Annotated in this window: 24 protein-coding genes; 11 read left to right on the top strand and 13 right to left on the bottom strand. The window is 66.8% G+C overall.

Features of this window, described 5'->3' with window-relative positions:
* Positions 1-12: 12 nt before the first annotated feature.
* From AC1DR7_RS15640 to AC1DR7_RS15610, 7 genes are all read right to left on the bottom strand, one after another.
* Positions 13-225 (bottom strand): hypothetical protein, encoded by a 213-nt coding sequence (locus AC1DR7_RS15640; protein WP_457321514.1) that lies wholly within the window; start codon positions 223-225, stop codon positions 13-15.
* Positions 226-797: 572 nt separating this feature from the next.
* Positions 798-2,222, bottom strand: a complete 1,425-nt coding sequence (locus AC1DR7_RS15635; RefSeq protein WP_256775545.1) for a replicative DNA helicase — start codon at positions 2,220-2,222, stop codon at positions 798-800.
* 205 nt (positions 2,223-2,427) lie between these two features.
* Entirely contained in the window at positions 2,428-2,988 is a 561-nt protein-coding gene (locus AC1DR7_RS15630) for an NADPH-dependent FMN reductase (protein WP_457319834.1), read from the bottom strand.
* 311 nt (positions 2,989-3,299) lie between these two features.
* Positions 3,300-5,243: an asparagine synthase (glutamine-hydrolyzing) gene (asnB, locus tag AC1DR7_RS15625; RefSeq protein WP_478052022.1), complete on the bottom strand. Its 1,944-nt coding sequence runs from the start codon at positions 5,241-5,243 to the stop codon at positions 3,300-3,302.
* Between the two features lie 3 nt (positions 5,244-5,246).
* On the bottom strand, positions 5,247-7,526 hold the full coding sequence (locus AC1DR7_RS15620; RefSeq protein WP_478052856.1) for a thiamine pyrophosphate-dependent enzyme: 2,280 nt from the start codon (positions 7,524-7,526) through the stop codon (positions 5,247-5,249).
* A 92-nt stretch (positions 7,527-7,618) separates the two neighbouring features.
* Complete coding sequence (locus AC1DR7_RS15615; RefSeq protein ID WP_457320688.1) at positions 7,619-8,164, bottom strand: GNAT family N-acetyltransferase; 546 nt, start codon at positions 8,162-8,164, stop codon at positions 7,619-7,621.
* Between the two features lie 163 nt (positions 8,165-8,327).
* Complete coding sequence (locus tag AC1DR7_RS15610) at positions 8,328-9,158, bottom strand: glycine zipper 2TM domain-containing protein (protein WP_457320691.1); 831 nt, start codon at positions 9,156-9,158, stop codon at positions 8,328-8,330.
* Positions 9,159-9,319: 161 nt separating this feature from the next.
* On the opposite strand from AC1DR7_RS15610, the gene AC1DR7_RS15605 reads away from it, so the two are divergent.
* Together AC1DR7_RS15605 and AC1DR7_RS15600 are read left to right on the top strand one after the other, a co-directional pair.
* Positions 9,320-9,544, top strand: coding sequence for a DUF6116 family protein (locus AC1DR7_RS15605; protein WP_457320692.1), 225 nt, complete (start codon positions 9,320-9,322; stop codon positions 9,542-9,544).
* The gene (locus AC1DR7_RS15600; protein ID WP_457320694.1) at positions 9,541-10,314 is read left to right on the top strand and encodes a TatD family hydrolase; all 774 of its coding nucleotides are present in this window, start codon (positions 9,541-9,543) and stop codon (positions 10,312-10,314) included. The genes AC1DR7_RS15605 and AC1DR7_RS15600 overlap by 4 nt, the downstream gene beginning before the upstream one ends.
* Here the strand turns inward: AC1DR7_RS15600 and AC1DR7_RS15595 are convergent.
* On the bottom strand, positions 10,288-11,691 hold the full coding sequence (locus AC1DR7_RS15595) for an MFS transporter (RefSeq protein ID WP_478051639.1): 1,404 nt from the start codon (positions 11,689-11,691) through the stop codon (positions 10,288-10,290). The genes AC1DR7_RS15600 and AC1DR7_RS15595 overlap by 27 nt on opposite strands.
* 97 nt (positions 11,692-11,788) lie before the next feature.
* Between AC1DR7_RS15595 and AC1DR7_RS15590 the strand changes: the two genes are divergently transcribed.
* Positions 11,789-12,661 carry a LysR family transcriptional regulator gene (locus AC1DR7_RS15590; RefSeq protein ID WP_478051638.1) on the top strand — a complete coding sequence of 291 codons (873 nt, stop codon included), beginning with the start codon at positions 11,789-11,791 and terminating at the stop codon, positions 12,659-12,661.
* Positions 12,662-12,691: 30 nt separating this feature from the next.
* Here the strand turns inward: AC1DR7_RS15590 and AC1DR7_RS15585 are convergent, their stop codons facing one another.
* Positions 12,692-13,495 (bottom strand): tRNA threonylcarbamoyladenosine dehydratase, encoded by an 804-nt coding sequence (locus AC1DR7_RS15585; protein WP_457320324.1) that lies wholly within the window; start codon positions 13,493-13,495, stop codon positions 12,692-12,694.
* A gap of 91 nt (positions 13,496-13,586) precedes the next feature.
* Between AC1DR7_RS15585 and AC1DR7_RS15580 the strand changes: the two genes are divergently transcribed.
* Positions 13,587-14,024: a hypothetical protein gene (locus AC1DR7_RS15580; protein WP_256775555.1), complete on the top strand. Its 438-nt coding sequence runs from the start codon at positions 13,587-13,589 to the stop codon at positions 14,022-14,024.
* 118 nt (positions 14,025-14,142) lie between these two features.
* On the top strand, positions 14,143-14,637 hold the full coding sequence (locus tag AC1DR7_RS15575) for a glycine zipper 2TM domain-containing protein (protein ID WP_256775556.1): 495 nt from the start codon (positions 14,143-14,145) through the stop codon (positions 14,635-14,637).
* Positions 14,638-14,724: 87 nt separating this feature from the next.
* Here the strand turns inward: AC1DR7_RS15575 and AC1DR7_RS15570 are convergent, their stop codons facing one another.
* Positions 14,725-14,928 (bottom strand): cold-shock protein, encoded by a 204-nt coding sequence (locus AC1DR7_RS15570; RefSeq protein ID WP_019185917.1) that lies wholly within the window; start codon positions 14,926-14,928, stop codon positions 14,725-14,727.
* Between the two features lie 232 nt (positions 14,929-15,160).
* On the opposite strand from AC1DR7_RS15570, the gene AC1DR7_RS15565 reads away from it, so the two are divergent.
* From AC1DR7_RS15565 to arsC, 3 genes are all read left to right on the top strand, one after another.
* Positions 15,161-15,646: a DUF456 domain-containing protein gene (locus AC1DR7_RS15565; protein WP_256775557.1), complete on the top strand. Its 486-nt coding sequence runs from the start codon at positions 15,161-15,163 to the stop codon at positions 15,644-15,646.
* Between the two features lie 139 nt (positions 15,647-15,785).
* The gene (locus AC1DR7_RS15560; protein WP_256775558.1) at positions 15,786-16,952 is read left to right on the top strand and encodes a phospholipase A; all 1,167 of its coding nucleotides are present in this window, start codon (positions 15,786-15,788) and stop codon (positions 16,950-16,952) included.
* On the top strand, positions 16,952-17,305 hold the full coding sequence (gene arsC, locus AC1DR7_RS15555) for an arsenate reductase (glutaredoxin) (RefSeq protein ID WP_457321676.1): 354 nt from the start codon (positions 16,952-16,954) through the stop codon (positions 17,303-17,305). The genes AC1DR7_RS15560 and arsC overlap by 1 nt, the downstream gene beginning before the upstream one ends.
* A 17-nt stretch (positions 17,306-17,322) precedes the next feature.
* On the opposite strand, the gene AC1DR7_RS15550 is transcribed toward arsC, so the two are convergent.
* Together AC1DR7_RS15550 and AC1DR7_RS15545 are read right to left on the bottom strand one after the other, a co-directional pair.
* Positions 17,323-17,670, bottom strand: coding sequence for a hypothetical protein (locus tag AC1DR7_RS15550; RefSeq protein WP_457321674.1), 348 nt, complete (start codon positions 17,668-17,670; stop codon positions 17,323-17,325).
* Positions 17,671-17,743: 73 nt separating this feature from the next.
* Positions 17,744-18,379 carry a glutathione S-transferase family protein gene (locus AC1DR7_RS15545; protein WP_256775561.1) on the bottom strand — a complete coding sequence of 212 codons (636 nt, stop codon included), beginning with the start codon at positions 18,377-18,379 and terminating at the stop codon, positions 17,744-17,746.
* Between the two features lie 160 nt (positions 18,380-18,539).
* Here AC1DR7_RS15545 and AC1DR7_RS15540 point away from each other — a divergent pair, with 160 nt between their 5' ends.
* Positions 18,540-19,175: a LysE family translocator gene (locus AC1DR7_RS15540; protein WP_478051978.1), complete on the top strand. Its 636-nt coding sequence runs from the start codon at positions 18,540-18,542 to the stop codon at positions 19,173-19,175.
* A 69-nt stretch (positions 19,176-19,244) separates the two neighbouring features.
* Here the strand turns inward: AC1DR7_RS15540 and AC1DR7_RS15535 are convergent, their stop codons facing one another.
* Positions 19,245-20,762 carry a fumarate hydratase gene (locus AC1DR7_RS15535; protein WP_478051979.1) on the bottom strand — a complete coding sequence of 506 codons (1,518 nt, stop codon included), beginning with the start codon at positions 20,760-20,762 and terminating at the stop codon, positions 19,245-19,247.
* A gap of 156 nt (positions 20,763-20,918) precedes the next feature.
* On the opposite strand from AC1DR7_RS15535, the gene AC1DR7_RS15530 reads away from it, so the two are divergent.
* Both AC1DR7_RS15530 and AC1DR7_RS15525 read left to right on the top strand, forming a co-directional pair.
* Complete coding sequence (locus AC1DR7_RS15530; RefSeq protein WP_457321077.1) at positions 20,919-21,815, top strand: RNA polymerase sigma-70 factor; 897 nt, start codon at positions 20,919-20,921, stop codon at positions 21,813-21,815.
* A gap of 36 nt (positions 21,816-21,851) precedes the next feature.
* The gene (locus tag AC1DR7_RS15525) at positions 21,852-22,295 is read left to right on the top strand and encodes a carboxymuconolactone decarboxylase family protein (RefSeq protein WP_478052467.1); all 444 of its coding nucleotides are present in this window, start codon (positions 21,852-21,854) and stop codon (positions 22,293-22,295) included.
* Positions 22,296-22,491: the final 196 nt, after the last annotated feature.

Raw genomic sequence — 22,491 nt, 5'->3', positions numbered from 1 at the left:
GATCCACGCGATTCATGCGGCCACCGGGCCACCGCCCAGCAACCGCGCCGGCAGCAGAAGGAGCGCGCGCAGGAACGCGAACAGTGCCGTGAAGGTAATCCCGACCAGACGCAACGGAAGGCTCACCAACCAGATGAACGGCCATGCCACCAAAGCCAGGATTGCCAGCGGCCAGCACAGCACGAACAGCAGGCACCACACGCCAAGCGCCAACAGGGTCTTCATCGTCGGTCTCCACCGCACCGGGCGTCATTGCCCACGGTTCTACACTGCGACCGCGCCGATGGGCCCGCAAGGCGCACGCGACGAACACCGACCAGCGCCGACGGACGCGGAAATACGCGGATGAAGAACAGGGAATCGGGTGAAAATCACCGGCAGCGCGCGAATGGGGCCGAGAGGTAGAGCCGAGCCATGCTCGGCTGACCATAGCCGAGAGGTAGAGCCGAGCCATGCTCGGCTGGCCAGAGGCGGAGGTAGAGCCGAGCCATGCTCGGCCGGCCATAGGCGGGAGGTAGAGCCGAGCCATGCTCGGCTGACGCACCCGGAGCGCTGCCGGAAGAGCAGCAGAGCATGGCTCGGCTCTACCCTGCTCCGGGACCGGTGCCGAAGCGTACCGACCAACGGTCGGCACCTACCCGGTTCGGATTCACCGGATTCACCGGACTCACTGGATTAAACGGACTCACCGGACTCACCGGATTAAACGGACTCACCGGATTCACCGGATTGCCAACCCACGGCCGCCACCACCGTCACACCCGCAGCGTCACACCTGCAGCCTCACACCTGCAGCGTCACTCGAACGACCCCACCGAGTCGTGCGACAGGTTGTCGAAGCGCGTGTATTCACCGAAGAACTTGAGCTTGCACGCGCCGGTCGGGCCGCCTCGGTGCTTGCCGATGATGATCTCGGCCAAGCCCTTGTCCGGCGAGTTTTCCTTGTTGTAGTAATCGTCGCGGTAGATGAACACGATCATGTCCGCGTCCTGCTCGATAGCGCCGGATTCGCGAAGGTCGGCCATCACCGGGCGCTTGTCCGTACGCGTTTCCAGCGAGCGGTTGAGCTGGGACAGCGCGATCACCGGCACGTTGAGTTCCTTGGCCAGGCCCTTCAACGAACGCGAGATCTCCGAGATTTCGGTCGCGCGGTTTTCGCTGTTGCCCGGCACGCTCATCAGCTGCAGGTAGTCGATCACGATCAGGCCCAGGTCGTGCTCGCGCTTGAGGCGACGGCACTTGGAGCGCAGGATTTCTGGCGACACGCCCGGCGTGTCGTCGATGAAGATCTTGGTTTCCTTCAGCATGCGGATGGCGCCGGTGACCCGGCTCCAGTCCTCATCTTCCAGCTGGCCGGTACGCAGCCGCTGGGCGTTGATGCGGCCGTTGGAGGAAATCAGACGCATCGCCAGCTGCGAGGCGGACATTTCCATCGAAAACACCGCCACGCCCTTCTTGGACTTGATCGCCGCGTACTCGGCGATGTTCAGGGCAAAGGTGGTCTTGCCCATCGCCGGACGCGCAGCCAGGATGATCAGGTCGGTCGGCTGCAGGCCGGAGGTCATCGCGTCGAAATCCGCGTAGCCGGTCGGCAGGCCGGTGATGTTGCCGCCGTTCTCGAAGCGGTTGCGCAGCTCTTCGAAGGCGTCCTTCAACGCGCCGGGCATCGCCACGAAATCGGTGCGGCCGCGGGCGCCCTGTTCGGCGATCGCGAACACCGACTTTTCCGCCGCCGACAGCAGCTCGCTGCTTTCGCGGCCTTCGGGCTGGAAGCCGTCGTTGACGATGTCGGTGCCGACCTGGATCAGCTGGCGCAGCACCGCCTTGTCGCGCACGATCTCGGCGTAGGCGGCAATGTTGGCCGCCGACGGCGTGGTGCTGGCCAGTTCGATCAGGTAGGCGCCATCGCCGACCAGCTCCATCCGCCCCTGCGATTCGAACCACTCGCCCAAGGTCACCGCATCGAACGGACGATCGCGCTCGGACAGCTCGCGGATCGCACGGTAGATCATCTGGTGGTCGCGACGGTAGAAATCTGTCTCGGTCAGCTGATCGTTGATGCGGTCGTAGCTTTCCGGGGCGAGCATCAGTCCGCCCAGCACCGCCTGCTCGGCCTCGATCGAATGCGGGGGCACGCGCAGCTGGTCGATCCGCGATTCATCGCGGTCGAAACGGTCACCGCGGTCTTTGCGGTCGGAACGGAAGCCAGAGCGGGCGGACATATCGAGGCGTACTTCCTGCAGTGCGGAGCATGGGGCATGGTAGGCACGGAGCGACCGCCACAGCCATGCACAACCCTGTGGATAAGCGGTGGATGAGCTGGGTATACCGGCAGTTGCCGGCAGCATCGGCCGCAGCCGTCGCATTTCGTGCGACAGGCGCCGTTGCGGCGCCCGCCGTGCCACCATTATCGCAGAAGCGCCCGGCTCAATGCTGACCGCCGTGGGTGGCGATCCAGGCCAGGAACTTGTCCACGAAGCCCTGCAGGAACGTCTTCGTGGCCTCGTTGCCGATGTTGCCCGCCTCGTCGATCAGGCCATCCTTGAAGTGCAGGAACACCTCCGGCTGGCCGAGCACCGGCACGTCGAGGTAGGCCAGCACATTGCGCAGGTGCTGCTGGGCCAGCGCGGTGCCGATCACCCCGATCGAGGCCCCGGCCACCGCCGCCGGCTTGCCGGCGAACGCGCTGTCGCCGTAGGGACGCGAGCCCAGGTCGATGGCGTTCTTGAGCACGCCGGGGATCGAGCGGTTGTACTCGGGGGTGATGAACAGCAGCGCGTCGGCGTCACGGATCTGCTTTTTCAGGCGCACGCCCTGGGCGGGGTAGTCCTTGTCGAAATCCTGGTTGTAGAGCGGCAGGTCGCCGATCTCCACGTACTCAAAACGCGCTTTGCCGGCCGCCAGTTTCTCCAGCGCATGGGCCAGCGCCTTGTTGTGCGAGCCCTTGCGCAGGCTGCCGACCAGTACCGCGATCTTCACTTCGGCCATGGGGATGTCTCCGTTTGGGGGAAACCCCGAGCCTAGGCGGGCGCACCTTCGGCGACGGTGAAGGGGGCCCGGCCAGGCGCCCACACCGCGCAGGGTGGAGCCACCCCATGGGTGGCTGCCTTTCCACCACACATCATCGGCACGTCAGCCACGCATGGCGTGGCTCTACCCTCCAGCACCCCGCAAGGTAGCGCCACCCCATGGGTGGCTGCCTTTGCACCACAGATCATCGGCACGTCAGCCACGAATGGCGTGGCCCTGCCCTCCAGCACCCCGCACGGTAGCGCCACCCCATGGGTGGCTGCGCACTCTCAACCGCGCTCGACGCCCGCGCGCACCTCGCGCCAGTGCGCCTGCCAGGCCTGGAACATCAGCACGTTCCACAGGTGCGTGTGCCATTTGCGCTCGCCCTGCTTGAACTGCTGCCACAGCGGCGCCACCGCCTCCACGTTGAACACACCCTCCGCGGCCAGCCGCGCCGGATCGAGCAGTTCGTCGGCCCAGCCGCGCAGGTCGCCCTTGAGCCACGCGCTGACCGGCGCCCCGAAGCCGCGCTTGGGGCGGTGCACCATGTCCTGCGGCACATAACGGCCCAGCACGCGCTTAAGCAGGTATTTGCTGACCCCGTCTCGGTGCTTCATCGACAGCGGCAGCGACCAGGCGAACTCGGCCACCCGCCAGTCCAGCAACGGCGCGCGCGCCTCCAGGCTGACCGCCATGCTGGTGCGGTCGACCTTGCACAGCAGGTCATCGGGGAGATAGGTGTTGAAGTCGGCCAGCATCATCGCGTCGGCCGGCGAGCCGGCGCCGTGCAGCGGGTCGGCCAGGTCGTAGAAGCTGCCGGCCCCGGTGGCCCCCTTCACCGCCGCGACCGGGTCGCGCCAGCGCGAGATGCGGTTGCGGTACACATCGCCGATGCCGCGCGCGCCAGTCTCGGCCAGCAGCGCGGCCAGGCCGCCGGTGCGCGAGGCCTCACCCTGGGTCTGCGAATGGGCCGCCATCCAGCGCCGCAGCGGTGCCGGCACTTTGCCGAGCATCGCCCAGTTGCGCAGCGCACGCTGGTAGCGGCTGTAGCCGAAGAACAGCTCATCGCCGCCGTCGCCCGACAGCGCCACGGTGACCGACCCGCGCGCCAGCCTGGCCACCAGCGCGGTGGGCACCTGCGAGGCATCGGCAAAGGGCTCGTCGAACATCGCGGGCAACTGTGGCACCACCGCCAGCGCGTCGGCGCCGCTGACATACAGCTCGGTGTGATCGGTGCCCAGGTGTTGCGCCAGCGCCTTGGCCAGCGGCGCCTCGTCGTGATCCGAATCCTGGAACCCGATGCTGAAACTGTGGATCGGCGTGGACGACTGCGACTGCATCAGCGCGGCCACCACCGATGAATCGGTGCCGCCGGAGAGGAATACGCCGACCGGCACGTCGGCCACCATCCGCAGCCCCACCGCGTCACGCAGCAGGCCGTCCAGCTGCGCCTCGGCATCGTCGTCGCTGCCGATGAACGGCAACGCCAGCGCCTGCTGCATGCGCTCGCGCGCATTCCAGAACGGCACCTGCTGCTGGTCCGGCCGGTGTGCGGCGGCACCGGCGGCAACGGTGGCCGCGTCCAGGCGCAGCACCCGCCCCGGCATCAGCTTGAAGCAGCGCGCATGGATGCAGTGCGGGGCGGGAATGTAGTCCAGCCGCAGCAGCAGGGTCAGCGCGTCGCGGTCGACGTCGTTGTCGAAGGCCGGGTGCTGCCACAGCGCCTTCAACTCCGATCCGAACACCAGCGCATCGCCGGCCCAGCCGTAATACAGCGGCTTCTTGCCGACCCGGTCGCGGGCCAGCCAAAGACACTGCTCGGCGTGGTCCCAGAGCGCGATGGCGAACATGCCGTTCGCACGCTGCAGGGTTTCATCCAGCCCCCACGCCACGAACGCGGCCAGCAGCACCTCGGTGTCGGAGTGCCCGCGGAAGTGGTGCCCCAAGGCCTCCAGCTCGGCACGCAGCGTGGCGAAGTTGTAGACCTCGCCGTTGTAGGCAAGCACGTAGCGCCCGTCGTCGGACGCCATCGGCTGGTGGCCCAGCGGCGACAGGTCCAGGATGCTCAGCCGCCGATGCGCCAGCGCGATGCCGCGCCCGGCATCGGCCCACACCCCGCTGTCGTCCGGGCCACGATGGATCAGCGCGTCGCCCATGCGTCGCGCCAGCTCTTCCAGTGCTGCCTGCTCCGCTACCGGAGCCGGCAGCAGCATTCCTGCCAATCCACACATGCGTCAGAGATCCTGCGCCAGTACCCGGGCGGCGCTTACCAGCGCATTGTCGCTTGGAAGCACGCACATTGCTGCCCCCGCCAGCGGCGTATAGGTATCGGCACCGCTGACCCGCTGCAACGGCAGGTGGCCCAGGCCTGCTTCGACCAACGCGGTGATGACGCCCTCGCCCACCCCGGCGCTGTGCCGGCCCTCATCGACCACCAGCACACGCTGGGCGTCGGCCGCCTGTTCGGCGATGAAACCGGCATTGAGCGGCACCAGCCAGCGCAGGTCCACCACCCGCACCTGCCAGCCCAGCTCGGCCTGGATGGTGCGCGCCGCGCGCAGGCTCATCGGTACGCCGTTGCCATAGGTGAAGACCACCAGGTCGCTGGCCTCCGGCGCATATACCCGCCCCTCCCCCGGCAACATCGTCTGCTCCGGCGATGGGTAGGCGAACAGCCACTGGCCGTCGCCCGGGTCGTGCAGATCCTTGGTCATGTACAGCGCGATCGGCTCCAGGAACACCGACACCCGTCCATCGACCCGGGCCAGTGCAGCCAGCGTGCGCAGCATCATCGCCGCGTCGTCGCCCCGCGACGGGCACCCGACCACCAACCCGGGGATATCGCGCAGCGCGGCAATGGAATTGTCGTTGTGGAAGTGGCCCCCGAAGCCCTTCTGGTAGCCCAGCCCGGCAATGCGCACCAGCATCGGGTTGCGGTACTGGTCGTTGGAGAAGAACTGCAGCGAACAGGCCTCGCCACGCAGTTGGTCGGCCGCGTTGTGCAGGTAGGCCAGGTACTGGATCTCCGGGATCGGCAGCATGCCCAGGTTGGCCAGGCCCTGGGCCATGCCCAGGATCATGGTTTCGTCCAGCAGCGTGTTGAACACCCGGCGCGGACCGAATGCCTTGAGCAGGCCCTTGCTGACCGTATACACCCCGCCCTTCTGCGCCACGTCCTCGCCGAACAGCAGCGTGGACGGGTACTTGGCCATCAGTTCGTGCAGACCCTGGTTGATCTGGATCGCCAGGTGCCGCGGCGGTTGCCGCTCGGGCAGCTGCGCCTCGCTGCCGAAGGCCGCCAGGCGCGCGTCGGCTGCGGCCACCCGGCCGGCCTCGGCCTGCACCGCCGCCGGCGAGTACGGCGCCAGCGGGGCCACGATCTGCGCCAGGCCTTCCAGCTTGGGACGTCGGTCGGCCTCGGCGGCAGCGGCAAAGCAGCGCGCGCGCATCGCCTCGTAGCGCTGCAGCAGCGTTTGACGATCCATCCACCCCGTTTCCAGCGCGATCTGCGCCGAGCGCAGCAGCGGATCGGCGGCTTCGGCCGCGCACAGTTCCGGCAACGGCCGCCACTCGATTTCGAAATCGGTGCCGGCATGGCCCATCAGCCGCGTGGTGCGCAGGTGCAGGAAGGTCGGCCGCCGCGTGCGCCGGCAGTGCTCCAGCGCGCGTTGCACCTGTGCATGGCCGCTGGCCAGGTCCAGGCCATCGGCAAAGAAGTAGTCCAGGCCCGGACGGTGGCTGAAGTTCTGCGCGATCCAGCCGTCCGGGGTTTTCACCGAGATGCCGATGCCGTTGTCTTCGCAGACGAACAGCACCGGCGCCGGCAGCCGCTGGTAAGCCGCCCAGGCGGCGGTATTGAAGGCGGTCTGCGCGGTGGCGTGGTTGGAAGAGGCATCGCCGAAGGAGCAGATCACCACGCTGTCGTCGGGGATGGGCAACGTGTGCCCGATGCGCCGCCCGCTCTCGATGGCCATGGCCGTGCCCAACGCCTTGGGCAGGTGCGAGGCGATGGTGGAGGTTTGCGGCAACACCCACAGCGGCTTGCTGCCCCACACCTTGTGCCGCCCGCCACTGGCCGGGTCATCGCAACTGGCGGCAAATGACAGGGCCGCATCCAGCACGGGATCCATGTCCGGCAACTGGCGGAAGCGCTCGGCCATGAACGCGCCGGAACGGTAATGCAGGAACGCCGGATCGGTGTGCCGCGCCAGCCGCGCCACCAGCGCGTTGCCCTCGTGGCCGGACGAGCCGATGGTGTAGAAAACCTTGTTCTGCACGCGCAGTACGCGCGCCATCAGGTCCAGGTGGCGGCTGATCAGCTGCGACTCGAACAGCGCATCGAAGCCCTGCGCATCCAGCGTGCTGCCCGGCAGGATCGGCGCGTCAGGCGCAGGCCGCGGGGTCGGATCGCCCTGCCACTGCTGCACGAAGTCGATGAAGTTGGCGTCGCAGATCTCGGCCCGGTTGAGGGCTTTCATGCGGGCGGGAATCGGATCGGGAACCACGGCAAACATCCATCAGCCTCCGTGACGCGCGGCCAAAGCGACCACGCCGGAAGTCTGGCCGCAACCCGCGCCGCTTGCCAAGCGCGGGTGCAGCATGGCCATCAGCCGGCGCGGCGCGCCCGCCATTGCTCGCGCGACTGGCCCCAGATTTCAATGGGCTTGCCGCCGTGCGGTGGAGGGAGTTCGCCCATGCGCAGCAACGTGCTGCCGAGCTTGCGCGCGACGACCTTGGAATTTTCGTTGGCCGCATCGATGGTGTGGATCACCTCGTCCCAGCCCAGTGTGGCAAACGCCCAGTCGATGCTGGCAACGGCCGCTTCCGGTGCATAACCGCTGCCCCAGCTTTCGCGCCGGATGCTCCAGCCGACTTCAGTGCCCGGCCAGTCCAGCGGCTGCCACGGCCCCATCCGACCGACCCAGTCGCCGCTGCTCTTTTCGATCACCGAAAACATCGAGAAGCCATACAGATGCCAGCTGCCGGCCAGGCAACTGAAGCTTCGCCAGGCCTGCGAAGGCGCCTGTACGCCACCGAGGTGCTGCATGACCTCCGGGTCGGTACAGAACCGCAGGAATGCGTCGAAGTCTTCCGCGCGCGGCGGGCGCAGGATCAGCCGTTCGGTTTCCAGCTGCAGGTCGAAAATGCTCATGCCGATGCCTGTTGATGTGCCGGCATCGATCTTGGCAGACGCGGCTCGCCCAGGCCAATGGATGTCATTGATCGGGCCTGCCCGTTGGGCTGGCGGCGGCAGCAAAACGCAACAGGCCGGACTAGGCCGGCCTGTTGCTCGCCCCATCACGCGGCGCGAAACATTACTGCTTGTTCGAATCCAGTGCCGCGGTCTGGGTGACCAGCTGGCCATCGATCACCGGCAGGCGATCGCTGCTCGGCTTGTTGTCCATCTTCACGGTCTTTTCGGCGCCATCGTAGCGGTAGGTCACGTTGTAGCCGGTGACCGCGTTGCTGGTGCCCATCGGAATGCGGTTGCCCGGCTTGCTGGCCATGCGCATGGTGCCGGTGGTGCCGTCTTCGTTGCGGTAGGTCACGTTGTAGCCGGTGACCTTGGTCGACTCGGAGGTCGCCGTTTCGGTATGGCACTGGCGCTCGGTACGGTTGACCACGCGGCCACCGACGTGACGCTTGTCGACCGTGTTGCCGATCAGGCCACCGGCCACGGCGCCTGCCGCGGTGGCGGCCTTGCGACCATTGCCGCCGCCGACCTGGTTGCCGAGCAGGCCACCGATGACCGCACCGGCGACGGTGCCGCCGACGTTGCCGTCGCGCTCGGGCAGACGCTCCTGCACGACCACGTCCTGGCAGACTTCATGCGGGGTCTGGGTGGTGGAGGTTTCGCGCACCGGCTCGGTACCGATCACGGTGGCGTAGGCCTTTTCCTTCCTGGTCAGCGGATCGACCTTGACGATATCGGCGTATTCCAGCTTGCCCGCCTTGTCCTGGACCGCGACCGCATCGGTGCGCGACCCGTCGTCGGCCAGCGGGGTGGTGTCCAGGGTGGGCCGGGTCTGCGTCGCCGTCACCGGATCGGGGGCGGACGAGCCACTCTTCATGAAGGCGGCGGTGGCGATGCCGCCGACGAGCAGCGCGCCAGCGGCGACCAAAGCAGTGGTGGTGGTACTTTTCATAACCGGCTCCCTGCGGACGATCCGCAACGTTCTTGAGCGGATTCCAGCATGCGGTGCCTGAACGGAATCTCCACAGTGCGTGCACACCACCCTTACCCATTCAGGTTCTGTGTCGCTGGGGCTCGTGATAGCGTTTACAGCATCTGTCCGAGGAGAGCGTCATGGCCAATCCCCTGCTGCTGCCGATGCTGGAATGGGCGCGTCGGTTGTGCTATCCCACCTTGTTCAAGCTCACCGCCGGCCTGTTCGCGCTGACCCTGTTCATTCCCGATCCGGTGCCGTTCGTGGACGAGATCCTGCTCGGCCTGGGCACGTTGCTGCTGGCCAACTGGAAGAACCGCAGCGCGGCCGTGCCGCCGGCCCTGCCGGGCAAGCGCCGCGCGTGATCCTGGTCGACAGTCATTGCCACCTTGATGCCGGACAGTTCGATGCCGACCGTCCCGAGGTGATTGCGCGGGCGCGTGCGGCGGGGGTGGGCACGCAGGTCGTGCCAGCGGTGACCGCCGCCAGCTGGCCGAAGCTGCGCCAGACCTGCCAGATGGCCCAGGGACTTCATCCGGCCTACGGGCTGCACCCGATGTTCCTGGCCGAGCACCGGGCCGAACATCTTGACGAACTGCGTGGCTGGATCGAGCGTGAGCGCCCGTGCGCGGTTGGCGAATGCGGGCTGGATTTCTTTGTCGAGGGGCTGGATGCGGAGCTGCAGCAGCAGTACTTCGTGGGACAACTGCGGCTGGCGCGCGAATTCGATCTGCCGGTGATCGTGCATGCACGGCGTGCGGTGGATGCGGTGATCGCCGCGATCAGACAGGTGGGCGGGCTGCGTGGCGTCGTCCACAGTTTCCCGGGCAGTCCGGAGCAGGCCGCGCACCTGCACAAACTGGGTTTTCTGGTGGGACTGGGCGGCCCATTGACGTACGACCGTGCGCAGCGGTTGCAGCGGCTTGTGGCACAGATGCCGCTGGAACAGCTGCTGCTGGAAACCGACGCGCCGGACCAGCCGGATGCGGGCATCCGTGGCGAACGCAACGAGCCTTCGCGGCTGCCGGTGATCCTGGAGACGGTGGCGCGGCTGCGCGGGCAGCCGGCCGAGGAGATTGCCGCGCGGACCACGGCCAACGCGCGCGCACTATTCGGCCTTGCCGATCCCCACTGAACCCTCTGACTGCTGCAGGTGTCCGCGCCCGATGCCGCACCAGCACAGCGCACCTACCAACACCAGCAGTCCTGCCGAAATGCCGATCGATGCGTGCATGCCTCGCATGAAGGCATCTGACGCGCCATTTCCTATCAAATTACCGAATATGGCGACCCCAAGCATGCCGCCGACCTGCCGCGCGCAGTTGAGCACACTGGACGCGATGCCTGCTCGCGACCCGTCAACCGAGGCGAGCGTGGCATTGGTCATCGTCGGCACCACCAGCGCCACTCCGCTGGCCGCCAGCACCATCGGCACGATCAAGGGCGCGTAGCCGCCCCCGATGCTGACCGGCATCAACAACAGGTAACCGAGCGCCGCCAGCAGCAGCCCGGTCACCATCAGGACTCTCGGCCCGACGCGTGCAATGAGACGCCCTGCCAACACATTGACCGCCATCAGCACCACCGTCATGGGAAGGAAGGCCAGCCCGGCCTGTTGTGGCGACAGATGCTGTTGTGTCTGGAAGAACAGGCTGAAGACGAAAATCAGGCCGTAGTACGCAAAATTCACCGCTACACCTGCCAGCGAGACGACGGAGAACGTACGGATACGGAACAATGTCAATGGCAGCATGGGCGAAGCGCTGCGGGCTTCGATCCGGAGGAAGGCCAGGGTCGCGAGGACGGCCAGCAGCGCGCCACCTTGCACCAGCCCATGTCGCCACCCAAGCTGGCCGGCTTCGATCAGCGCCGTGGCCATCGCTGCCAGCGCGAGGATCGCAGCCGCCTGTCCGCGCCAGTCGAGATCGCGCTGATGACGGCCGCCAGAGGGCGCCGCATGCCGCAGCGTCAGATACATTCCGATCAGGCCGATCGGAAGATTGACAAGAAATACGCCTCGCCAGCCTGCGTGCGTCACCAGTATGCCTCCCAATACCGGCCCAGCCGCCAGAGAGGCACCACCCAGCGCGCCCCACCATCCGACCGCGCGGCTACGCGCCCGGTTGTCGGGATACGCCTGCCGCAGCATGACCAGCGAATTGGGCACCAGCAACGCTGCGCCCACGCCCTGGATCAGTCGGGCCGCGACCAACACCGCCAGGCCGCCGGCAAGCCCGCAGGCGGCCGATGACAGCGTGAATACCGCCAGGCCGGAGAGAAACAGGCGACGCGCACCAAAGCGGTCACCGAGGGTGCCACTGGTCAGCAGCAATGCGGCAAACGCCAGGGTATACGCGTTGACAACCCACTGCAGACCGGCCACATCGGTTGAAAATTCACGCCGCAGCGCATCCAGGGCCACGTTGACCACACTGATGTCCAGCAGGACGACGACCAATCCCAATGCCGAAGCCCAAAGCGTGCCGCGCGCGGATGTAGCAGAAACCGTCATGAAGTACCTACCAGCGGGGGAGACGGGTCATGCTAGGCTCCGACGTTAGGCTCGAAAATTCCCCGAAACCTCACTCCAGACTTGCGAAAACGCACAGATGTTTGATTGGGAGGATATCCGTCACTTCCTTGCGGTTGCCCGCGCAGGCACCCTTTCCGGTGCCGCCAGAGCCCTGCAGGTGGACCATGCCACGGTCAGCCGTCGCGTCGCCGCGCTGGAGAGCGAGCTCCAGGTGTCGCTTGTCGAGCGCCTACCGCGCTCGTGCCGGCTTACCTCGATGGGCGTACAGATATACGAGCAGGCCAAACTGATGGAAGCCTCCGCCTTCAGCGTGGCCCGCTTGAGCCGCGCCAGCCAGGAAGCGACGGATGTCAGAGTGACCCTCAGTGCGCCGCCGGTCCTGGTCGCGCACCTTCTGGCGGAACGGTTCGTCGATTTCAGGGCAGGGCATCCCGGGATTCAGCTTTCCGTGTCGGCGCAGACCCAGCAGGTATCGCTCAGCCGCCGGGAGGCCGATGTGGCGGTGCGCCTGGTACGCCCCGTCGAAGCCAGCAGCGTCGTGCGCAAGATCGGGCGCATGCCCTTTGCCCTGTATGCCAGCGTGGGCTACGTGTCCACGCATCGTCCCGAAGACTGGACCTTCATTGCGTATGACACCCAGTTCGCAGACATGCCCCAGCAGCAGTGGTTACTGGGCGTGGCCGGCAGCCGGCGCGTGGGGTGCGAACTCAGCGACATCAGCAGTCATCGGGCCGCAGCGCTGGCCGGGGCTGGCGTAGCAGGATTGCCTTGCTTCCTTGGCGATGCAGCCCCCGGGCTGACGCGGCTGGACCATGACGGCGCGCCATTCGCGCGCGATATCTGGCTGGTAGTACACCGTGATCTGCGGCGCTCGGCATCGGTGCGAGCCGTCATGGATTTCGTCGCGGACGCCATCGCCGCGCGACCCGGTCTTGGGATGGAAGTGTAGGCGCGCAGCGCAGCCGACCAACGGTCGGCTCTACGTGTTCGCGGTTGCCGGCGTCTTCATCAGCATTTCCAGCGCCTTGCCCACTGCCGCAAAGGCGAACGCGCCGGTGATGTGGGTGGCCGCGCCGAGGCCGGCGCCGCAGTCCAGCTTCAAGGCCGCATCCGCGCCGAGGTTCGGGCGGATGCCGCACACGCTGCCGTCGGCCTGCGGGTACTTCACGTTCTCCAGCGAATACACCGCCGGCACACCGAAGTAGCGCGACGCGTTCTTCGGGAAGTTGAAATCGCTGCGCAGCTTCTTGCGGATCAACGCCATCATCGCGTCGTGCTCGGTGCGCGATACATCGCGGATGCGCACCAGGGTCGGATCGGTGCGCCCGCCAGCCGCGCCGACGGTGAGGATCGGCAGCTTGCGGCGGCGGCACCAGGCGATGGTTTCGACCTTGACCCGGAAACTGTCGCAGGCGTCGATCACCAGATCGAAATCGCGGTCCAGCAGCTCCACCATGTTCGACACGGTCAGAAACGAAGCGATCGCATCGACTTGGATGTCCGGGTTGATCGCACGGCAGCGCTCGGCCATCGCCTCGGCCTTGTTGCGGCCGTATTGGCCGGCCAGCGCCGGCAGCTGGCGGTTGGTGTTGGACACACAGATGTCGTCGGCATCGATCAGGGTGAGGTGCCCCACCGCCGTGCGCGCCAGCGCTTCGACCACCCACGAGCCGACCCCGCCCATGCCGACCACCGCCACCCGGCGGGTCGACAGCAGGTCCACGGTGCCCACTCCATACAACCGGTCGATGCCGGCAAATCGTTCGCGCAGTACGTCGTTCATGGGCGAATTTTACCCTCACCGGCCCCGTGCGTACGCCGCATGGACAGGACGCACCGTAAGATCGGCTCAGCCACCCACAAGGACGCCCGCCATGAATCAACCCGCCCCGCCCCGCCGCCCCTCCGCCGCGTATCGCTATCTGTTCGTGGGTGTGCTCGGCCTGGTGGTCGGGTTGATCGCCACGGTAATGGTCTCGCGCGCGATCCAGGCCCGCCAGGATCCGTTCCCGGACGCGCTCATGCACGTGATGAACCGGCAGGTGGAACTGCTGCAGGCCGCACAGGCGCAGAACCGCTGCACGCTGGCCGACAGCGTGCCGCGCCTGCAGACGATGCGCTCGCTGTCCAACGACATGGACGTGGCCTTCCCCGGATTGAAGGACAGCCAGGGCTTCCAGCAGCACGCCAGCGCCTTGCGCGCCACGCTCAACACCGCCCTGGCCGCCCCGCCCACCGACTGCGTGGCCATGGGCAAGGTGGTGGAAAAGATCCAGACCGACTGCAAGGCGTGCCACCAGGATTTCCGCTGATTCATCTGCCAGCCACCCTGCCAGGGTCAGATTGGCGCGCTGTTCACATAACACAGGACAGGATCTGCGGCATGCGCCCCAGACGCATTCGACCATCCCTCTGGCCAGGAGAACCACCATGAAGATCCAACTCATCGCCGCCGCTGCCATCGCCACCGTTGCACTGGCCGGCTGCGCGACCACTTCGCCCGGCTACGGTAGCAGCGGTTACAACAATGGTTACGGCAACAACAACGGTTACAACAATGGGTACAACAACGGCCGCTGTGCCGACTGCGGCATCGTGACCCGGATCAATCAGGTCGCTTCGGGCCGCACCGCCCCGACCGCCACCGGCGCCATCCTCGGCGGCCTCGTCGGCGCCGTTGCCGGCCATGAGATTTCCGACCACACCGGCGGCAGCCGCGGCAACAAGAACATCGCCGCCGCCGCAGGCGCGGTGGGTGGCGCGCTGGCCGGCAACCAGATCCAGAAGAACGTCACCAGCGATACCTTCGACATCAGCGTGCGCATGGATGACGGCCGCACCGTGGTGGTCAACCAGCGCGACCTCGGCGGCATCCGCGAAAACACCTACGTTCGCGTGGTCAACGGCAAGGTCATCCTGCGCTGATCGCACTGGCGCTGATCGCAGAATGAAGAAAGGGCCCGCGCAAGCGGGCCCTTTTGGTGTTGCTACCAGACAGAACCCGGTGGCCGATTAGAGCGGCTTTACCTTGTCCGCCTGCAGGCCCTTCTGGCCGGTGACCACTTCGAACTCGACCGCTTGACCTTCCTTCAGGCTCTTGAAGCCCTGGGATTCGATCGCGCGGAAGTGCACGAACACGTCTTCGCCGCTCTCACGGCTGATGAAACCGAAACCCTTGGCGTCATTGAACCACTTGACGGTGCCCTTCTCTGCCATCTCTGCTACTCCCTAACAGTCTTGTTGTTGGATACGCCCTTAGAGGCGGCTGACAGCAAGGGGGAAGCGAGGTGCATCGATGCAGCGGATCTGGAAGATCTACCATCATCAGGCCACGATCCACGGTGACCTTGCCAAGCTCAGCATCTGCAACTTAACCCGAGCAAAACGAAAAATCAACTGGCAAATACTTTCGGTTGTCAACCCCATTTCCCCTACCATACGGAATAGCATGGACCCTTCATTCATCTTTAACCTGCTAGCCGTCCTGCTGGTGCTGGTCGGTATCGCAGGGATCGTGCTGCCGGCCCTGCCCGGCATCCCCCTGGTCTTCGCCGGGCTGCTGCTGGCGGCCTGGGCCGATGGCTTCGTCCACGTGGGCTGGCTGCCACTGACCCTGCTGGGGATCCTCACCCTGCTCTCCTTCGCGGTGGACATCCTGGCCACCGTGGTCGGGGCCAAACGGGTCGGGGCGAGCGGCAAGGCGCTGTGGGGCACGTTCATCGGCAGCATCGTCGGGCTGTTCTTCATGCCGATCGGGCTGCTGGCCGGGCCACTGCTCGGCGCGCTGGCCGGCGAGTACTGGCACACCCGTGAACTGGGGCGTTCGACCAAGGTGGGCTTCGCCACCTGGCTGGGCATCCTGCTCGGGGTGGCGCTGAAAATGGCGCTGGTGGTGGCCATGCTCGGGCTGTTCGCGTTCGCCTGGCTGGTCTGAACAGCCTGTTTTCACATTCTGCGCACGCCATGGCCGGGCATAACGCCCGGGGAGAACCACACGGTTGCGCTGGCAGGAACGGCCGCCAGCGGCCACACTGTCCCGCTACCCCATTCATTTTGCCACCTGGCCTGCTTTCATGACCCTCCTTCGCCCCCGCTCCGCCCTGTTCACCGCCTTGGCCCTGGCCAGCCCCAGCTTGCCGCTGGCGGCGCAGGAAGCCGCACCGACCCCGGCCTCGCCGGAAGCCTGCGCGCTGGTCGATACCGACGCGGCGCGCCTGGCCTGCTACGACACGCTGTTCGGCCACACCCGCGGCGTGACCGTGGCCGCCGACGCCGCGGCCGTGGCCGCGCAGCAGGCCCGGCGCGAGGAGCGCCAGGCCGCGCGCACCGCCGATGCCGATGCGCCGGCCACGCAGCGTGCCAAGCAGCGCCTGGGCGAACTGTTCAAAAGCGATGGCCATGAGGATGCGCTGGCCAATGCCGGCAAGGGCTCGCTGCTGGACAGCCGCTGGGAACTGGCGCAGGACTCCAAGCTGGGGGCCTTCCAGCTGCGTGCCTACAAGCCGGTCTACCTGCTGCCGGCGTTCTGGACCAGCGACAAGAACCAGACCCCGCAGTCGCCCAATCCGGCCAACACCGTCACCACCCCGCAGCTGCTGGACAGCAACGAGCTGAAGTTCCAGCTCAGCTTCAAGACCAAGGTGGTGGAAAACCTGTTCGGCGACAACGGCGACATCTGGGCAGGCTATACCCAGAGCTCGCGCTGGCAGGCCTACAACGCCGAGAATTCCCGGCCGTTCCGCGAGACCAACTACGAGCCGGAAATCATGATGATGTTCCGCAACGGCTACTCGATCGGGGGCTGGCGCGGGCGCATGAGCGGGATCAGCCTCAACCACATGTCCAACGGCCGCCCCGATCCGTTGTCGCGCAGCTGGAACCGGGTGATCGCCACGATCGGCCTGGACCGCGAGAACTGGGCGTTGGTGCTGCGCCCGTGGTACCGCCTGCCGGAAGACCGCAAGGACGACAACAACCCGGATATCGAGGATTACATGGGTCGTGGCGATGCGACCCTGACCTGGAACCGCAACGGCCACGAAGTGTCACTGATGGCGCGCCACTCGCTGCGCGGCGGTGACCGTTCGCACGGCGCGGTGCAGCTGGACTACGGCTTCCCGATCAGCAACCTGCTGCGCGGCCATGTGCAGGTGTTCGATGGCTACGGCGAAAGCATGATCGACTACAACCACAAGGCGACCTACATCGGCGTGGGCGTGTCGCTGTTGGAATGGTATTGATGGCGGTGACGATCTGGCACAACCCGCGCTGCAGCAACTCGCGCGGGGCGTTGCAGATCCTGCGCGAGCATGGCATCGAACCGACGGTGATCGAATACCTGAAGGACCCGCCCGATCGGACCACGCTGCAGGCCTTGATCGAGGCGATGGGGTGCGGCGCACGCGCGCTGCTGCGGGACAAGGAAACAGCCTATGCGGCGCTCCAGTTGGCTGACCCCGCACTGGACGACGGCGCATTGATCGAGGCGATGCTGCGCCATCCCGAGCTGATCAACCGTCCAATCGTGCGTACCCCGAAAGGCGTGCGCCTGTGCCGCCCACCGGAAACGGTGCTGGACATCCTCCCCGCGTAGTACGCGGGTAGTGGCGGTCAGCCGCCGCAGGTAGCCATGCAGCGGCTGCGGCTCTCGCCGCAGGCCAGCGCCGGCAGTCGGTTGCGGCAGTAATCGGCGCTGGCCTCGCAGGAACGCCGTAGCTCGGGGGTGTCCAGCTTCTCGCAGCGCGCGTCGCGCTGCGTGGCCACGCCGGTACCACAGCGGTCGCCGCTGCCAAATCCCGACCGGCGGGTCATGCAGCTGTCGTGCTGCCGCTGGCATTCGTCCATGCACTGATTGGCCGCGGTGACCTCGCGCAGGCTCGGTGCGGAATAGCTGCCGCCATCGCTGCTGCAGGCAGTCAGCAGCAGCGCCAGCGCAGCCACGTAGAGCATCCTTGGCATGGTGTCACTCCTGGTTGGAAACGTGTCACGTGCGACTTTATCAGGCCCGTGCGCGGTCCAGAACCGGGTGACATCAGCGCCAGTCGGTGATGCCTTCGCGTCGGTAGACCTCGATGAAGGCCGGGCGCGCCTTGAGCCGGTCGGCGTACGCCTTGAGCACCGGCCAGTGATCGCTCGGCGTGGGCATGTTGCGCGACCAGCGCAGCAGCATCACCAACATGAAATCGACCACGCTCAGCTGCGCTCCCAACATGTACGGACCGCCGGCCTGCAGATGGTCGGACAGCCGTTGCCAGGCCGCTTCGAGGCGTTCACGCGCGTGCTGCCGTGTGGCCTCGGCATTGTCCGCGCCGGCCATCTCGTGCGCGTAGAACCACGCGCGATACGCTGGCTGCACGGTATTGGCGCACCAGAACATCCATCGGTAGGCTTCGCCGCGCAAGGGCGTGCCCGGCACGGGCAGCAACCCGGCCTGCGGATGCAGATCGGCCAGGTGCAGTGCGATGGCCGCCGCCTCGGTCAGGACCTGATCCCCCATCACCAGCGTGGGCACTACGCCGGCCGGGTTCAGGGCGAGGTACTCGGCCGATTTCTGCTGCCGCGTGTCGAAGTCGAGCAGCACCAGTTCGTGCGGCACCTCCAGTTCCAGCAGCAGCCAATGCACCACCAGCGAGGCGGTGCTGGTCGATCCGTACAACGTAATGGCCATGCACGCCGCACCTGTCGTGGGAAGCCCCAGATTATGCACTCGCCGCCGAGCGCAGACCATGGATACAGATGCCTGGCTCGCTGTGGCATCACTGTGGCTGTCGGACGGTGCGCTCGGGGCATAGCATGCCGCGCATCTTCATTGCGCCGTGTGCACGCCCATGCCCGATCCCGCCAACCTGCTTGCCTTCGGCCTGATCTCGCTGGGCATGGTACTGACGCCCGGGCCGAACATGATCTACCTGGTGTCACGATCGATCTGCCAGGGGCGCGTGGCCGGGCTGATCTCGCTGGGCGGGGTGGCACTCGGCTTTCTGGTCTACCTGCTGTGCGCCGCGCTGGGCATCACCGCGCTGTTGATGGCCGTTCCGCATGCCTACGACGCGCTGCGCATCGCCGGCGCGCTGTACCTGCTGTACCTGGCCTGGCAGGCGCTGCGCCCGGGCGGACGTTCGCCGTTCCAGCTTCGCGCGCTGGCATCGGACAGCCCGCGCCGCCTGTTCGCGATGGGCCTGTTCACCGCGCTGCTCAATCCGAAGATCGCGGTGATGTACCTGTCGTTGCTGCCGCAGTTCATCCAGCCGCACGGGCATGGCAGCGTGATGGCGCAATCGGTGGCGCTGGGGCTGGTGCAGATCGCCACCAGCGTCAGCGTCAATGCATTGATCGTGCTGGCCGCCGGCAGCATCGCCGCGTTCCTGGCGCGTCGTCCGCGCTGGCAGGCAGTGCAGCGCGGGCTGATGGGCACGGTGCTGGGCGCGCTGGCGGTGCGGATGCTGGTGGACGCACGGCGGTAACGAAGAACGGCGCCTTGCGGCGCCGTCTTTTTTTGATGCGATACCGACCAGCGGTCGATATCTACCGGGTCAGGCCACCACCACCGGGATCTTGCCGATGCGGGCCTGCCATTCGCGCGGGCCGGTGATGTGCACCGATTCGCCGGTGGAATCCACCGCCACGGTCACCGGCATGTCCTGCACGGTGAACTCGTAGATGGCTTCCATGCCCAGGTCGGCAAAGCCGACCACCTTGGCGGCCTTGATCGCCTTGGACACCAGGTAGGCCGAACCACCGACCGCCATCAGGTAGGCCGATTTGTTGTCCCGGATCGCCTCGATCGCCGCCGGGCCACGCTCGGCCTTGCCGACCATGCCCAGCAGGCCGGTCTGCTCCAATACCTGGCGGGTGAACTTGTCCATGCGGGTGGCGGTGGTCGGACCGGCCGGACCCACTACTTCATCGCGCACCGGATCGACCGGGCCGACGTAGTAGATGAAACGGCCCTTGAGGTCGACCGGCAGCGGCTCGCCCTTATTGAGCATGTCCACCATGCGCTTGTGCGCGGCGTCGCGGCCGGTCAGCAGCTTGCCGTTGAGCAGCAGGGTCTGGCCGGGTTTCCAGCTGGCGACGTCTTCCGGGGTGATGGTGTCCAGATCGACGCGGGTGCCCTTGGAGGCGTCGTAGGTGATCTGCGGCCAGTCTTCCAGCGACGGCGGATCGAGCATCACCGGGCCGCTGCCGTCCAGGGTGAAGTGCGCATGGCGGGTGGCCGCGCAGTTGGGGATCATCGCCACCGGCAGGTTGGCCGCGTGGGTCGGGAAGTCCTTCACCTTGATGTCCAGCACGGTGGTCAAGCCGCCCAGGCCCTGCGCACCGATGCCCAGCGCGTTGACCTTGTCGAACAGCTCCAGGCGCAGTTCTTCGGCACGATTGGACGCGCCTCGGGCCTTCAGCTCGTTGATGTCGATCGGCTCCATCAGCGATTCCTTGGCCAGCAGCATCGCCTTTTCAGCGGTGCCGCCGATGCCGATGCCGAGCATGCCCGGCGGGCACCAGCCGGCGCCCATGGTCGGCACGGTCTTGAGCACCCAGTCCACGATCGAGTCGGACGGATTGAGCATGGCGAACTTGCTCTTGGCTTCCGACCCACCGCCCTTGGCGGCGACGATCACCTCCACGGTGTCGCCCGGCACGACCTTGACGTTGACCACGCCCGGGGTGTTGTCCTTGGTGTTGATGCGCTTGCCGGCCGGATCGGCCAGCACCGAGGCGCGCAGCTTGTTGTCCGGGTAGTTGTAGGCGCGGCGCACGCCCTCGTTGGCCATGTCTTCCACGCCCATCGTGGCATCGTCCCAACGCACGTTCATGCCGATTTCCAGGAACACGGTGACGATGCCGGTGTCCTGGCAGATCGGCCGGTGGCCTTCGGCGCACATGCGGGAATTGATCAGGATCTGGGCCATCGCTTCCTTCGCGGCCGGCGATTCCTCGCGCTCGTAGGCGGCGCCCAGGCTCTTGATGTAATCGACCGGGTGGTAGTACGAGATGTACTGCAGCGCGTCGGCGATGGACTGGATGAGGTCTTCCTGCTTGATCGATGTCACGACTTGCTCGCTTGCTGGAGGCTGGCGGGGGTTGAACCGCCGATTTTAACAACTACGGCCCGGCCGCGTTGAGAATCGCTCGCGGCCACGGCATCTGGTGCACAGTGGTCGCCCAGCCCCCTGTCACAGCGGCCCGCCCTGCGGCGTCCTCCCGGCATGACCCCGACCGATATCTTCCAGACCCACCGCCCCCGCCTGTTCGCCCTGGCCTACCGCCTGCTGGGCAGCCGCAGCGACGCCGAGGACATCGTCCAGGACGCCTGGCTGCGCTGGCAGGGCGCCGACACCGCCGCGGTCCGCGACCCGGAGGGCTGGCTGGTCACCGCCACCACGCGGCTGGGGCTGGACCGGCTGCGCGCCGTACGCAATGCCCGGATTCAGTACGTGGGGCCGTGGCTCCCCGAACCGCTGGAAATCGCGCTCGATCCCGATCCGCTGCACGACCCGGCGCAGCGGCACGCGCGGGCCGACGAGGTCTCGGTGGCCTTCCTTGCCCTGCTGGAGCAGCTGAAACCGGACGAGCGCGCCGCGTTCCTGCTCAAGGACGTGTTCGACTACGACTACCCCGAGATCGCCCCGCTGCTGGACCACAGCCCGGCCAATTGCCGCCAGCTGGTGCATCGCGCGCGCCAGCGGCTGCAGGCCGGCAAGCCACGCTTCGATGCCTCGCCCGCGCAGCACCGCGATCTGCTGACCCGCTTCATGGATGCCTCCCAGCGTGGCGACCAGGCCGCGATCCTGTCGCTGCTGCACGCCAATGCGGCGATGGTGTCCGACGGTGGTGGTCGGGTCACCGCGGCGATCCGACCACTGCTCGGCGCCGAGCGCATCGCGCAGCTCTACTGGGCCATCGCCCGGCGCAACGGCGCGCATCCGGCACGGATCGGCTACGTCAACGGCGAGCCGGCCATCCTGCGTTTCCAGGGTGCGCAGCTGCACTCGATCACCCTGGTCAGCATCGATGGCGAGCGCATTGCGCAGGTGCTGAGCGTGCTCAATCCGGAAAAACTGACCGCGCTTGTCACAGCCGGCGATGTGGGCGCGTCCTCCTGATGAAGACGGCCGATGTGGCCGTCATGGAGTCGCCCGATGTCCACTTCGCCCCGCGTTCCGTATTTCCGTCTGGCCAACGAGGCCATCAAAGGCCTGCTGGCCACCAGCAAGGCCGTGCATGACAGCTCGATCGATCCGACGCTGATGGAGCTTGTGTTCCTACGCGTCTCGCAGATCAACGGCTGTGGTTACTGCATGGATATGCATGGCACGGCATTGCGCAAGGGCGAGATCGAGCCGCGCAAGCTCGATACGCTGCCGGCGTGGCACGAAAGCCGTTTCTTCGATGCGCGCGAACGCGCCGCGCTGGGCTGGGCCGAGGCGCTGACGCGGCTGCCCGACGGCGCGCCCTCGGACGCTGCGTTCGATGCGCTGGCGCCGCACTTCGATGAAAAAGGCATCAGCGACCTGAGCGTGGGCGTGGCCGTGATCAATGCCTGGAACCGGCTGGGCGCCGGGCTGCTGCCGCCGCTGCCGTAACCCGGTAGTGCCGGCCGCTGGCCGGCTCTCCGTACACCCATCCCGCCCGGTAGCGCCGGCCGCTGGCCGGCTCTCCGTACACCCACCCGCCCGGTAGTGCCGGCCGCTGGCCGGCTCTCCGTACACCCACCCCGCCCGGTAGTGCCGGCCGCTGGCCGGCTCCACGAACATCCAACCACCGCGCGGAGCCGGCCAG

The sequence above is a fragment of the Stenotrophomonas sp. P5_A9 genome, assembly GCF_056400525.1.
Note: the sequence above shows the minus strand (reverse complement) of the source record. Positions and strands in the feature narration are given on the sequence as shown.